We start from the raw sequence: 12,461 nt of genomic DNA on the forward strand, positions 1-12,461 counted from the left end.
GGTCAACCGGGCCGGAACGGGGCACGCACGGCGGCGGGATCGCCGCCGCCGGCGCCTTGACCGATATCGATTACTTCGCGTTCACGAAATCGTTCGTGTAGGTGCGCGCCAGGTCGACGTGCTTGCCCTTCACCGACGGATTGAACGCCGACAGCACTTTCAGCACGATCGCCGGGCCGTCGGCCGGCATCTTCGCGTCGGCGGTGTACATCGGCAGTGACGCCTTCAGCGCGGATACGTACAGCGCCTTGTCCTTCTGGTAGTCGGCCGGCATCTTGGCGGCGATTTCCTCGGCGCTGTGGGTGTGGATGAACTGCATCGTCTTGGCAAAAGCGTGCGCGAGCTTGGTCGCTTCCGCCTTGTGCGCATCGGCCCAGGCCGACTGCACGTACAGGCTTGCGGCCGGGTAGGTGCCGCCGAGCGCGGCGCGCGTGCCGTCGACGGTGCGCATGTCGACCAGCACCTTCGCGTCGCCCATCTTCTCGAGCGCGGACACGGTCGGCTCGGTCGTCATCCCGGCGTCGATACGGCCCTGCTTGATCGCGGCGATGAAGCTCGCATCGGCGCCGACCGGCAGCATCGTGTACTGCGTCGACGGCACGCCGTGCTGCAGCGCGAGATATTGCGTGAGGAAGCTCGTCGACGAGCCGAGGCCCGTCACGCCGAGCGTCTTGCCCTTCGCGTCGGCCATCGACTTGAAGGTCGGCGCGGCCTTGGTCGACACCATCTCGACTTCGCCCGGCACCTGGCAGAGCACGGCGATCGCCTTCACGTCCTTGCCCTTGCTCTGCAGGTCGACCGTGTGATCGTAGAAGCCGACGACGCCCTGCACGGCGCCCGCGAGCAGCTCGTTCTCGGCGTCGACGCCGGCCGGCTGCGACAGCAGCTCGACGTCGAGCCCTTCGGCCTTGAAGTAGCCGAGCTCCTGCGTGAGGCGCGCGGGCAGGTAGATCAGCTTCGCGATCCCGCCGACCATGATCGTGATCTTGCCGCCGTCGTCGGCGAAAGCGGGGTGCGCGGCAAGCGTGCAGCTCAGGCTGGCTGCCACGGCGAGGGTGCGCAGGATGGGTCGCATCGGGTTGTCTCCTTCGTTGTATTCGTATGGCGCGATGCTTGCTGCATCGTCTTAACGAGTATAGGGAGGCGAAACCTTCTGCAACCTTTCGCGGGTTGGCGATTCGTTTAGGGGTTTTCCACGAATCCAACGCGAATACTCGAAGAGCGCCCCCCAGCCGGATTGCGCCGCAGGTTGGAATGGCAACAGGCCTATCTATGCCGATTTCTCGGCATTACGCTTTGGCAAGCACGAAGAGAATCATCCATTGCGCCCAGACCAATTACGGAAGTACGACATCACGACAAAAGCGTTGGTCGATGAGGACGCATCGCGTTGCCCAAGTGCCGACTCTGATTTCTCGTAATCTGTTCGGTTCGCTTTCTGACTTGATATTTCATTTCGACGATCCAATGAGTCTAACCACCATCGCCATTGCCGACGACCATCCAGTCGTGATCGAAATGCTGAAGCGCCTGCCGCAATGGGAACCGGATTTCCTCATCTCGCATTGCTGCAATAGCGGGGAGGGGCTGATCGACGCATTGACGCGCTCCCCGGTCGATCTCATCGTCGTCGACTATTCGATGAATCGGGGCGACAAACCGATCGACGGCCTGAGGTTGCTGCGCAAGCTGCGCGACGTCGCGCCGAGTGCGCAATGCGTGATGCTGACCGCGCAAAAAAATCCGAGCATCTTCGCGGCCGCGCTGCGACTGGGTGTGAAAGCCATCGTCAGCAAGGAAGACGGGATCGACGAGATCGTACGTGCGTGCCGACACTCGCGCGCCGCCCAAACGCGGTATTTTTCGCCGACAGTCCGCGCGATCGTCGAGCAATCCGGCGCGAGCGGCCGCGATACACTCCCAAGGCTGACACAGAAGGAGCTTGATGTCGTGCGCCTGTTCGCGTTAGGCCACTCGCTCGCGAGCATTGCAGAGAAGCTCGGCCGCTCCGTCAGTACTGTGTCGACGCAGAAATACACGGCGATGAAAAAGCTGCAGGCCGATACGAATACCAATCTGATCCGCTACGCGTACGAAAGCGGGCTGATTTGACGAGGTTTACTGCCGGCAGGTGACCGTGAACGTCGCCGCGCCTTTGGCACGACCTGTTTCAATCGTCGAGGGGGCTGAATGGGAAGCTCCAAGGCCATGAAGTTGCATGTTGCCGATCGTCATGGGCCGGATCGGCGTCGGCCGTCCCTCCGCGCCGCGCGTAGCGAGCATTCGTGTCGCATATGCTATGCGGGCTGTGTCGGGAACAAGGCGTCGATATCCAGTTCGCGTGTGCAGCCATGTGCAATTTCGATCGCGCGATCCGCACTCCGGATCGTCTCGGGCCGGTGCGCGATGATGATTCGCGTGACGTTCATGTCACGCACCGCGTCGTTGATCAGGGATTCGCGGTCGGTGTCGAGATGACTCGTCGCTTCGTCGAGCACGAGGATCGTGGGCCGGCGGTAGAAGGCGCGGGCGAGCAGCACGCGCTGGCGCTGCCCGCCCGACAGCGACGACCCCATGTCGCCGACGAGGCTCCGGTAGCCCATCGGCATCGCGACGATGTCGTCGTGAATCTGCGCGTGCCGCGCGGCTTCCTCGATTCGCGCGTCGTCGGGCTGCGGATCGAAGAAGCCGATGTTGTCGGCAATCGAGCCGGCGAACAGGATGTCGTCCTGCATCACGCAGCCGATCCGGTCGCGATATGGATGCAGGCCGAGCTTACGGATGTCGATACCATCGACGTGCACACTGCCATGCTCGGGCGTCAGCAGGCCGAGCAGCAGCTTCGCCATCGTCGTCTTGCCTTGGCCCGACGGACCGATGAGCGCAACCGACTCACCCTGGGCGATCGAAAACGAGCAGCCGTCGAGTACCCACGGCTCCGTTTCCGCATAACGGAAATGCACGTCGCGTACATCGATCGTGGGTGGTGCCGCACGGCTCACGTCCGTCGATCGGCTGATCTTTGCCTCCATGTCGCCCTCGACGTCGGTGAGCACGATGTCGGCGAGACGCTCGCCGTGCAGGCGCAGCATTCTGAAGTCGATCAGCGTTCCGATCAGCCCGGCGCCGCGCGCCATGAACTGGTCGGCAAAACTGACGAACGCGACCAGCATTCCGGCCGAGAACTGTCCGTCGAGCACCTGCTTCGCCGCGAGCCAGACGAGCACCACGCGGCCCGCACCGGAAATCACGCCATGCAGCGTCGAGAAGCCGATCGACAGCCGCTGGATCGCGACATGCTTGTTGGTGGAATTGACTACCGCGTTCGCATAGGTGGCGACGCGCGCTTCCTGCTTGTTCGCAAGCTTGATCGCCTGCACGCCGCGGATCGATTCGAGCAGGTTCGACTGGGCGCGCGCCGCATACACGATCTGTTCCTCGTTCGCCTGCCGGAACGGCCGGTACGCGATCCACCGGATCGCGCCGTACACAGCGAACAGGCTGAGCACGAGCCACGTGAGTGCCGGGCTGTAGACGAACAGCATCGCAAGTGTTGCAGTCGCCATCACGCCGTCGAGCAGCGCGCCGATGAACTGCGTGGTCAGCGTCGCCTGGATCGTATTGATCGCACTGAATCGCGACACGACGTCGCCGATGTGGCGCTGCTCGAAATACGCCATCGGCAGCCTGAGCAGGTGCGCGCAGACGTTGGCAGTCCACTGTACGCAGAGCAAGCTCGAGAACCACGTCACCACCCATGAGCGCAACGCCGACACCGCGTTTTGAAACAGCACGACGAGCAGGAAGCCGATGCCGAGTAGCGTCAGCAGGTCCGCATCGGCCGACACCAGTACTTGGTCCATCACCCACTGCATGTAGAACGGCGTGACGATGCCGAACACTTCCAGCGCCGCGGACAGCAGCAGCACCTGCGCGAACGTCGCGCGGATGCCCGTGACGTTGCCGACGAGCTTCGCCATCGAGATCGCTTCGCGCGCCTGGATGCGCTCGAACGACGGCGACGGCATCAGCTCCAGCGCGACGCCGGTGAAGTGCTGGGACACTTCGGAGAACGGCACGTCGCGACGCCCGCGTGCCGGATCATGGATCGTGATCCGGCCGCGCGACACCGACTTCAGCACGACGAAGTGATTCATGTCCCAGTGCAGAATGCACGGGCGGTGCAGCTTGCTCAGTTCGCCGAGTTCGAGCCGCAACGCACGCGAAGCGAGGCCGAGCCGGTATGCGATCAGCATCACGTCATTGAGGGTCGCCCCCTTCAGCGACGGGCTGAAGCGCCGGCGCAGGCTGACGAGGTCGAGGTCGTGGCCGAAATGGCTCGCGACCATCCCGACGCACGCGAGCCCGCACTCGGCCGCCTGCGTCTGCAGGATCACCGGCAGGCGGCGGCGCCAGCCGAATTGCAACGCATCGATCCATTTCATGATTGAACGGGCTCCGTAACGAATGCATTGAGGGCGCGCATCAGCTCGACACGCGGCTGCCGAGCGCATACAGCGGCTCGAGCACCCACTCGACCAGCCGGCGCCGGTCGATCAGCACGTCGGCCTCGAGCGCCATCCCGGGCCGCAGCGCCTCGTGCTTGCCGTACGCGACGATGTCCTGGCGATCAAGCGCGACGACGACGCGGTATAGCTGCTCCGGCACATTGGTGTGCCCGGTCAGGTTCGCGACTTCCTGCGGCGACAGCGCGGTACGCGACACCTCGGTCACGCGCCCGTACTGCTGGCCGAATTTCTGGAACGGGTACGCTTCGTAGCGCAGCACCACACGCGCGCCGGCGCGCACGAAGCCGATCGCGCGGCTCGGCACCATCAGTTGCGCCTCGAGCGGCGCGCCTTGCGGCAACAGCGACACCGCCGACTGGCCCGCGTTGACGATCTGCCCGGGCTTCGCGAGCAGCGCGGCGACGACGCTCGCCTGCGGTGCGCGCAGGATGACCGTGCGACGCGCTTCGTTCTCGGCTATCGACTGATCGACGTCCGCGAGCTTGCGCTGGATGTCGTTCTGCTGATTGCGGGTGGTGAGCGGCAGCTCGCGTAACTGCTGGCGGGTCTGGTCGAGTTGCTGGCCGACGTCGAGGCGCTGGCGGGCGAGTTCCTGCAGCCGCGCCTGCGCGTCGAGCAGCACGCCTTCCTGCTGCTCGACTTGGCTGTTCGATGCATAGCCCTGCTCACGCATCGACTGCAGCTTGTCGAGCTGGCGTTGAGCGAGTTCGGCCTGGCGCAGCCGCTGCGCGTTCTGCCGTGCGATCTGTGTGAGCTGGTCGTCCAATGCCGCCGCGCGCGTCCGCAGGCCGCGCTGCGCTTCGCCGCTCAGTTGCGACTGGCTAGTCAGATCGGCCTCCAGGCGCGAGCGCTGAAACTTCAATTGCCGGGCGACCGTTTCGCGCGTTCCGCCAAGTTCGGTCGCCACTTCGGCCGAGATCGCCAGCAGTTCCGCACCGGCCGCGACCGTCTGTCCTTCGCGGACCCGCGTGCCGACCACGGTGCCCGTCAACGGCGGTGCCACCGTCAGCAGCCCCGTCGCCGGCAACAGCTGACCGGTCACGCGCTCGCGTTTCGTGTAGCTGCCGAATACGAAAAACGCGACGACTACCAACGTCAACGCGGTCGCGACGCCGATCATCAGCCAGCGCCAGGGCGGCGAGTACAGGCTGACGGTACCCAGCAGCTTGTGCCGGGTCGCGTCGAGCGCTTCCTGGCGGAACAAGGAATCGGTCATGATCGGATCCCAGCGGCAGGCGCTGGGCCGTTAGCGCGGCAACCGATGCCGGCCACGTCGTCGTCGCCGAGCGTGCCGAGCGCGGCGGACAGTTGCAGCCGCGCACGGAGGTAGCGGTAGCGGGCGTCGGCAAGATCGCGGATCGCTTCGAAATAGCGCTGCTGGGCATTCAGTTCGTCGATCTGCGTGCGCAGTCCGACTTCGCGCCCGAGGCGGGTCGATTTCATCTTGCTGTCGGCCGACGCGAGCACGCGTTCCTGCGCGCGGATCAGCGCGACGCCGTTGGTGATGCCGAGATAGGCCGCACGGGCGCGCTCGCGGGCCTTGCGGCGCGCATCCTCGAGCGCGTCGCGTGCCTGGTCGCGCCGGCGGTAGGCTTCGCGGCTCGCCGACAGCGCGCCGCCGCCGGCGAACAGCGGGATCGTGACCGTCACGCCGATCATTGACGAACGGGTTTTCGACGTCGTGCCGAACACAGTGTCGAGTCCGTTCTCGTTGGCGCCGCGGCTCCAGTTCGTGCCGAAGCTCGCCTGCAGGTTCACGACCGGCAGGTGTGCGCCCGTCGCGGCGACGATGTCGGCCTGCGACTGGTCGAGCTGCTTGCCCGCGATCCGCACGTCGACGTTGTCGCGGGCTGCGTTGTCCATCGCGGTCGCGAGATCGACCGGCGCGGCCTGCGGCGCGCATTGCCACGAGATCGGCGACAACTCTGCCGCCGTCAACCCGGTAATCCGCTGCAGCGTGCCGCTCGCGATTGCTAGATCGGTTTGCGCGCTCACCGTGCGCGCCAGCGCTTCGTCGAGATTTGCGCGCGCCTCGTCGACGTCAGTCCGCGTGCCGTCGCCGATTCTCAGCGCGGCCTGCGCCTGGTCGAGTTGCTTATGGAACGCCTGCTGCGCGGCTTCGGCGGCCTGCAGCACTTCGCGTCCGAACAGGACGTCGAAATAGGCGCTGGCGACATCGGTAATCAGGGTTTGCGACGCCTTCTCGTACTCGATGTCGGCCTGATCGGCGAGCGTGCCGCCGCGCTTGAAATTGGCGACGCGGGACAGATCGAGCAGCGGCTGCGTGACGGTTGCGGAAGCGCTGTGACGGCGGACCGCTGCCGCATACGCTGCGGTGGGCTGGTCCTGCTTCGTGTAGCCGCCGCTGAGCTCGGCGCGCGGCAGCAGGCCTGCAAGACCTTGCCAGCGCTTCTCGCGGCCGGCGAGCTGCGCGTTGCGCGCCGCGCTGATGCTCGCATCGAAGCGCCGCGCGGCGTTCACCGCGTCGAGCAGGTTGGCTGCGTGAGCGGGCCATGCGGCACCGAGCCAGCCGAGAATGGCCATCAGCCGGAAGGATCGTGTCGAGAGCATCTACCTGTGCGCGGCGCTACCTGTCGGTCGCGGGAACCGCGGCGAAGTTACGCCGCAAAGTAGAGAATTATTCACGACTGCATGACGGCACGATATCGTCGTTCGTCCAATTTCCGGCCGGTGCCTGCGCGGTTGCGAATGGAATGCGACTGAGTACCGAGCGGAAATAGCGGCACGCTGCGTAAAGCAGAGGTATGCGCGTCTGCAGGGGGAACGCCGAGGAAGTCCGGTCGGAACGATATGCCGTCACCAGCTAACCAATCGACCGTTTACAAACCTCGTTAGTTGCGACGGCGGCACGAGTGATCCCATGTTGGCGGATGTGGACGTCCACCTGTTTTTCGGCAAGCGGCGACTTCAGCAAAAATTGGATGTTTCACTATTTCCAGAAATAAAAAGGAAGTCAACGATATAACCATGTGCAATGCTATGGGTGACTTTAACAACCAAGGAAACGACGCGGACGGCCAGTGGTTTTTGACACTTTGGAGTGTCGGGCAGAAGCAGGCCTGAGCTATACCAAAAACTATCGAGCGGATATTTTCGAAATTTTATCGAAAGATTTCCCTCTGAATTGGTGTGAATCGCAATGAAAGACAGCCCTAATAACAGCGTGATTCGCACTATCTCGCGTAGCCCGGTGCTCGTTTCCGCGCTTCTGACGTGCAGTCTCACATACATCGCCGGCGTTTTTGTCTGGGGTGGCCAATTTGTATTCGGACTTCCACTAGGCCCCTCCTCCGGTGCGCTGCCTGAAATAGTGAAGTACGACCTATTGACTCGCCTGTTTGTTGGCTCTCTCGCTGCACCGATAGTGGAAACATTTCTCTTCCAATGGCTTCCTATTCGGTTGATTCGCCGCACATTCGGGGGAAGCGCTTGGTCAGCGACTGGTGCTTCCGCTCTTGTGTTCGGTGCAGCGCACGGCTACAGCGTCCTGTACGTGGCAGTCGCTTTATGGGGCGGGCTGATTTTCGCGACGGTCTTCGTGCTGCGTGATTACCCCGGTGGCCGTCCCTTTTTGGTCGTCGCCACTGCCCATGCTGCCCGCAACACGCTGGCAAGTATCCTCATCTGACGCGAACGCATCATTCCCTGATCAATCGGTAGATTCGTCGCCAACTGGCCGGATGAATAGGCCCTGAACCCACACGAAATCTTGATGACTCGGTCGAGGCGGCGCCTGTGCCTCTGGACGAATAACCAGCACGTCATCGCCAGCCGATTGGCACGCTCCCCATCGCACCGAGGCCCATGTCGATAAGATCGAATAGGGAGGGAGATGATTACTCCCGACACGGCAAACACCGGCACGGCAACAATTGGATTTTTTGCTATAGACGCGATGCACTAGTAAGACTAATTTTTGCAAGAGACCGAATCAAAGGAATGTTTTCGATTTCGCCATCGAAACCACCTTGCGACCGGAGTTGAGTTAATGGATAGAAAGATTGTCGCTTTTTTAATTTTCGTAAATTTATTTGCATCAAGCATGCGTCATTCGAAAGCGGACTCTACTGACGATTTCGAGAAAACCAGCGTATTCTCTCTGGGCTTGATCGGATTTGCTGGCCATATCAGCCCGCAAGAGGAGATGTACAGAAGAATAATGAAAACATCGAATGCAAAATCATATTTCGAAGAAATATTGGAATCAAAGGGCGCGACCATTGAATCAAAAATGTATGCCATGTGTGGTCTGCGAGAAATTGATCGCCAATCTTTTAAAAAACACAAGGACGAATTCCCGCCGTCGATCAAGGTTTCAGTTATGAGGGGAGATTTGTTGTTAAAGGAGAATATTTTCGACGTGTTGTACAGGATAAGTAAATTCGGTTGCAAAACCAAGGAAAATGAACCGTGAGAATTATTTCGAAATCTGACGCAGAAAAAATTTTTGGTGGCCTAGACTTATCTGAGGAGGCGGAGTCGAGCAATGTAGTTGACTTACGCGGCACGAAAATGAACGGCTGGGTAGATGCAAACGGAACCTGTTGGGCACCCGACTCGTCGTCGTCAACCATGTATCCCAACTGGGGCGAAGACGGCGATGGCTGACCAATTGGCTCAACATTAATACATCAGGCCCGCGTAACGGGTCTGATGTATCGCCTATATAAATTACCTCTTGCGATGATCAACTTTCCAATCGAAAAAGAAGAGTTTCTGAAGAGTTTCTTTGAAAAAAAGCCGGCGTTATTTCGAGGTGCTGCATCAGGCTGCAGATTCGATTGGCTTAGTGTCGATGAGTCAATATATGCCAGCCAATCTAGTCCATTAAAAATCAAGATTCATTCTGGAACAGAGTATCTTTCTCCCGAGAGCTACGAATGGAAGTGCATTGAGGTTGGTGTTTTGAAAAGCCAGTTGAACGCGACCGAAATCCATCGCCATTTCGATAGCGGAGCCACATTGGTTTTTAATAGAATAGAATCGCTGTCCCTCAAGATCAGAAATATATGCCAACAGATCTCCGATTTTTTGTCAATGAGCGTTGTGGCAAATGGCTATCTCTCCTTCGGAAAACAAGGATCCTTTGGTGATCACTGGGACACGCACGATGTTTTTGCGGTGCAGCTAATTGGAAGAAAAAATTGGAAGATTTACAATTCAACATTCAAACTACCAATTGAAGGGCAAACCAGCAGGGACCAAAAACACCTCCGTCCGAGTCTTCCCGAGTTGGATTTCACTCTGGAAGAGGGGGACATTGTCTATATCCCTCGCGGATGGTGGCATTCGGCAACGGCCCTTGGTGAGCCAACGTTTCATATTGCGGCTGGTATTCACACAAATAAATGCCTGGACTACATCGATTGGATAGTGAAAACCAAATTGAAGAACAGCGAGACTTTGCGGACTTCATTTCCTCTTCATGATATGCGAATTTTCAATATGGAGAAAATTATCGAAGATGTAAATCAGGAGATTCGCAACCCTCAAAATATCACTGAATATATTGAGAGCATAAGATCGCAAACTGTTGCAGCATCCGACATTGGAATGATCGAGTATGTAAAAAAATTATCTCGTCAAAGAGATTGGCCTTGAGCAAATGAAATATAAAGCCATTAGTGTTCGATTCACAATCCACGACCTCAGCATTTTATGAATAAAATTTATCATGGACATAGACGACACTATCTGTGTACACGTTGCATACATGGTATTTGCTACGTTATAAGCTGCGCGCAAGGACCGAGTGACTTCCGGTATCAGAGTGACCTTCACTTGCATGCCGACATTCCATATGCGTCGTGCGAGGAGCGATAGGCACTTGATCTGCGATCAGGGCAGGCAATTGCACAACCAAGGCCCGGCGCGATGCATTCCGTGCTTCTGCCGCAGGCCACAATCCGGTAAATGATCCTGCAAAAAATTGCGGCTTTGTTGCGCTTTATTTTTTGATATCCGCTGAATCGCGGAGTTGTTGCGCCTCGTTAGCAATGACAACGCCACCCGTCACCGCCACCCAATCAGCACCCGCCCCATCGCATCGAGCCCCATGTCGAACAGGTGCGACACGAACGGCACGAGGTTCGGCACCATCAGTTGCACGAGCAACAGCCCGACGAGCATCGTCACCGGAAAGCCGACCTGGAACACGCCGATCTGCGGTGCCGCGCGGTTCAGGATGCCGAGCGCGAGGTTCGCGATCAGCAGCGCCGCGACCACCGGCAGCGCGAGCAGCAGCCCCATCTCGACCACGGTCGCGCCGAACGCGGCGAGCGTGCGCCAGCCCGGCGCGTGCAGCAGGTCGCCCGACACCGGCAGCGACTGGAACGACGCGGCGAGCGCCGCGAACACCTGCAGGTGGCCGTCCACCGCGAGGAACGCGAGCATCGCGACCGCGTTCAGGAAGCGGCCCATCACCGGTGTCGCGCCGCTCGTGTGCGGGTCGAAGAAGGTGGCGAAGCCGAGGCCCATCGACAGCCCGATGAAGTCGCCGGCCGCTTCCACGGCCGCGAACACGATCTGCATCGTGAAGCCCATCGCGGCGCCGATCAGGAATTGCGTGACGAGGATCCAGATGCCCGGCGCGGAGAACACGGTGACGTCCGGCATCGCGCCGAGCGTCGGCGCGACGACCAGCGCCATGAACGCGGCCAGGCCGATCTTCACGCGCACCGGCACCGCCGCGTGGCCGACGACGGGCGCCGTCGCAACGAGCGCGAGCATCCGCACGAATGGCCACAGGAAAGCCGTCAGCCAGCCGTTGAGCTGCGCATAGGTGACCGAGAACATCGTCGTGGAACGGAGCCGGACGCGCGGCTCAGCCGACGCCGAGCGTCGCGACGTGCAGCAGCGTCTGCCGCAGGTAGTCGAGCATCGTCGTCAGCATCCACGGGCCGGCGATCACGAGCGTCGCGGCGACCGCGAGCAGCTTCGGGATGAACGACAGCGTCGCTTCGTTGATCTGCGTCGCGGCCTGGAACAGGCTCACGACGAGGCCGACCGCGAGCGCGACCAGCAGCAGCGGGGCCGCGAGCAGCAGGCCGACCATCATCGCCTGGTGCGCCAGCGTCATCACTTGTTCGGGCGTCATCGCGCGTGTTCCTCCGCTTACGTGAAGCTCTGCGCGAGCGAGCCGATCAGCAGCTGCCAGCCGTCGACCAGCACGAACAGCATCAGCTTGAACGGCAGCGACACGGTGGACGGCGACACCATCATCATCCCCATCGACATCAGCACGCTCGCGACGACCATGTCGATGATCAGGAACGGGATGAAGACCGTGAAACCGATCTGGAAGCCGGTCTTCAGCTCGCTCGTGACGAACGCGGGCACCAGCAGCGACAGCGGCACGTCCTCGGGGCCCTGCATCGGCGCGGCCTTCGAGATCTTCGCGAACAGCGCGAGATCGGTCTCGCGGGTCTGCTTCAGCATGAAGGTCTTGAACGGCGCGACGCCGCGCTGCACGGCCTGCTCCATCGGCATCGAGCCGTCGGAGAACGGCTTGTAGCCGTCGTTGTACGCACGGTCGAGCACCGGCGACATCACGAAGAAGGTGAGGAACATCGCGAGGCCGACGAGCACCTGGTTCGGCGGCGTCGTCGCGGTGCCGAGCGCCTGGCGCAGCAGCGACAGCACGATGATGATGCGCGTGAAGCTCGTCATCATCAGCAGCATCGCCGGCAGGAACGACAGCATCGTGAGCAGCAGCATCGTCTGCACGCTCAGCGAATAGGTGGTGCCGCCGTGCGGGCCCGGGCTCGCGTTGAACGCGGGCAGGCCGTTCGCCTGCGCGTAGGCAAGCGCCGGGGCGAGACAGAGGATCAGCACGGGCGCGACGCGCGCCGCGCACCGCAGGAATGCGTGTTTCATCGGAATGCGAGGTCGGAAAGAGGGCGCGGCGCCATG

At 61.0% G+C, this 12,461-nt stretch carries 11 protein-coding genes; 4 read left to right on the plus strand and 7 right to left on the minus strand.

All coding sequences use genetic code 11. The features are described from left to right. Positions 1–70: 70 nt before the first annotated feature. Entirely contained in the window at positions 71–1,075 is a 1,005-nt protein-coding gene (locus tag HWX03_RS31715; protein WP_175823423.1) for an ABC transporter substrate-binding protein, read from the minus strand. Positions 1,076–1,467: 392 nt separating this feature from the next. Here HWX03_RS31715 and HWX03_RS31720 point away from each other — a divergent pair, with 392 nt between their 5' ends. Beyond that, positions 1,468–2,112, plus strand: coding sequence for a response regulator transcription factor (locus HWX03_RS31720; protein ID WP_175873981.1), 645 nt, complete (start codon positions 1,468–1,470; stop codon positions 2,110–2,112). 185 nt (positions 2,113–2,297) lie between these two features. Here the strand turns inward: HWX03_RS31720 and HWX03_RS31725 are convergent, their stop codons facing one another. From HWX03_RS31725 to HWX03_RS31735, 3 genes are read right to left on the minus strand one after another with little or no spacing between them, the layout of a single operon-like run. Next, positions 2,298–4,445 (minus strand): peptidase domain-containing ABC transporter, encoded by a 2,148-nt coding sequence (locus HWX03_RS31725; RefSeq protein ID WP_175873982.1) that lies wholly within the window; start codon positions 4,443–4,445, stop codon positions 2,298–2,300. Positions 4,446–4,485: 40 nt separating this feature from the next. After that, positions 4,486–5,745 (minus strand): HlyD family efflux transporter periplasmic adaptor subunit, encoded by a 1,260-nt coding sequence (locus tag HWX03_RS31730; protein WP_175823421.1) that lies wholly within the window; start codon positions 5,743–5,745, stop codon positions 4,486–4,488. Beyond that, the gene (locus HWX03_RS31735; RefSeq protein ID WP_244132830.1) at positions 5,742–7,100 is read right to left on the minus strand and encodes a TolC family outer membrane protein; all 1,359 of its coding nucleotides are present in this window, start codon (positions 7,098–7,100) and stop codon (positions 5,742–5,744) included. Before HWX03_RS31735 ends, HWX03_RS31730 begins: the two co-directional genes overlap by 4 nt. Positions 7,101–7,689: 589 nt before the next feature. Between HWX03_RS31735 and HWX03_RS31740 the strand changes: the two genes are divergently transcribed. The 3 genes from HWX03_RS31740 (at position 7,690) to HWX03_RS31750 (ending at position 10,151) form a co-directional block, all read left to right on the plus strand. Continuing rightward, positions 7,690–8,178, plus strand: a complete 489-nt coding sequence (locus tag HWX03_RS31740) for a CPBP family intramembrane glutamic endopeptidase (RefSeq protein ID WP_175873983.1) — start codon at positions 7,690–7,692, stop codon at positions 8,176–8,178. Positions 8,179–8,538: 360 nt separating this feature from the next. Further along, positions 8,539–8,964, plus strand: coding sequence for an MchS3 family protein (mchS3, locus tag HWX03_RS31745; protein WP_175873984.1), 426 nt, complete (start codon positions 8,539–8,541; stop codon positions 8,962–8,964). A gap of 239 nt (positions 8,965–9,203) precedes the next feature. Then, positions 9,204–10,151, plus strand: a complete 948-nt coding sequence (locus HWX03_RS31750; RefSeq protein ID WP_175873985.1) for a cupin domain-containing protein — start codon at positions 9,204–9,206, stop codon at positions 10,149–10,151. Between the two features lie 411 nt (positions 10,152–10,562). Here HWX03_RS31750 and fliR read toward each other — a convergent pair whose 3' ends face one another. Genes fliR through fliP form a run of 3 tightly spaced genes read right to left on the minus strand, consistent with a single transcriptional unit; the run spans position 10,563 to position 12,425 of the window. Next, a complete protein-coding gene (fliR, locus tag HWX03_RS31755) occupies positions 10,563–11,345 on the minus strand; it encodes a flagellar biosynthetic protein FliR (protein WP_174433861.1) in 783 nt (260 codons plus the stop codon). Between the two features lie 28 nt (positions 11,346–11,373). After that, positions 11,374–11,646, minus strand: coding sequence for a flagellar biosynthesis protein FliQ (gene fliQ, locus HWX03_RS31760; protein ID WP_006491272.1), 273 nt, complete (start codon positions 11,644–11,646; stop codon positions 11,374–11,376). Positions 11,647–11,663: 17 nt separating this feature from the next. Beyond that, positions 11,664–12,425, minus strand: coding sequence for a flagellar type III secretion system pore protein FliP (gene fliP / locus HWX03_RS31765; protein ID WP_175873986.1), 762 nt, complete (start codon positions 12,423–12,425; stop codon positions 11,664–11,666). Between the last annotated feature and the right edge of the window lie 36 nt (positions 12,426–12,461).

Origin of the sequence: Burkholderia sp. BCC0397 (genome assembly GCF_902832865.1) — a bacterium.
Taxonomy (GTDB): Bacteria; Pseudomonadota; Gammaproteobacteria; order Burkholderiales; family Burkholderiaceae; genus Burkholderia.

What these genes read in the sequence shown, in the direction of transcription:
- HWX03_RS31715 (WP_175823423.1), bottom strand. Translation starts at nt 1,075, where the DNA reads ATGCGACCCATCCTGCGCACCCTCGCCGTGGCAGCCAGCCTGAGCTGC.
- HWX03_RS31720 (WP_175873981.1), top strand. Translation starts at nt 1,468, where the DNA reads ATGAGTCTAACCACCATCGCCATTGCCGACGACCATCCAGTCGTGATC.
- HWX03_RS31725 (WP_175873982.1), bottom strand. Translation starts at nt 4,445, where the DNA reads ATGAAATGGATCGATGCGTTGCAATTCGGCTGGCGCCGCCGCCTGCCG.
- HWX03_RS31730 (WP_175823421.1), bottom strand. Translation starts at nt 5,745, where the DNA reads ATGACCGATTCCTTGTTCCGCCAGGAAGCGCTCGACGCGACCCGGCAC.
- HWX03_RS31735 (WP_244132830.1), bottom strand. Translation starts at nt 7,100, where the DNA reads ATGCTCTCGACACGATCCTTCCGGCTGATGGCCATTCTCGGCTGGCTC.
- HWX03_RS31740 (WP_175873983.1), top strand. Translation starts at nt 7,690, where the DNA reads ATGAAAGACAGCCCTAATAACAGCGTGATTCGCACTATCTCGCGTAGC.
- mchS3 (WP_175873984.1), top strand. Translation starts at nt 8,539, where the DNA reads ATGGATAGAAAGATTGTCGCTTTTTTAATTTTCGTAAATTTATTTGCA.
- HWX03_RS31750 (WP_175873985.1), top strand. Translation starts at nt 9,204, where the DNA reads ATGTATCGCCTATATAAATTACCTCTTGCGATGATCAACTTTCCAATC.
- fliR (WP_174433861.1), bottom strand. Translation starts at nt 11,345, where the DNA reads ATGTTCTCGGTCACCTATGCGCAGCTCAACGGCTGGCTGACGGCTTTC.
- fliQ (WP_006491272.1), bottom strand. Translation starts at nt 11,646, where the DNA reads ATGACGCCCGAACAAGTGATGACGCTGGCGCACCAGGCGATGATGGTC.
- fliP (WP_175873986.1), bottom strand. Translation starts at nt 12,425, where the DNA reads ATGAAACACGCATTCCTGCGGTGCGCGGCGCGCGTCGCGCCCGTGCTG.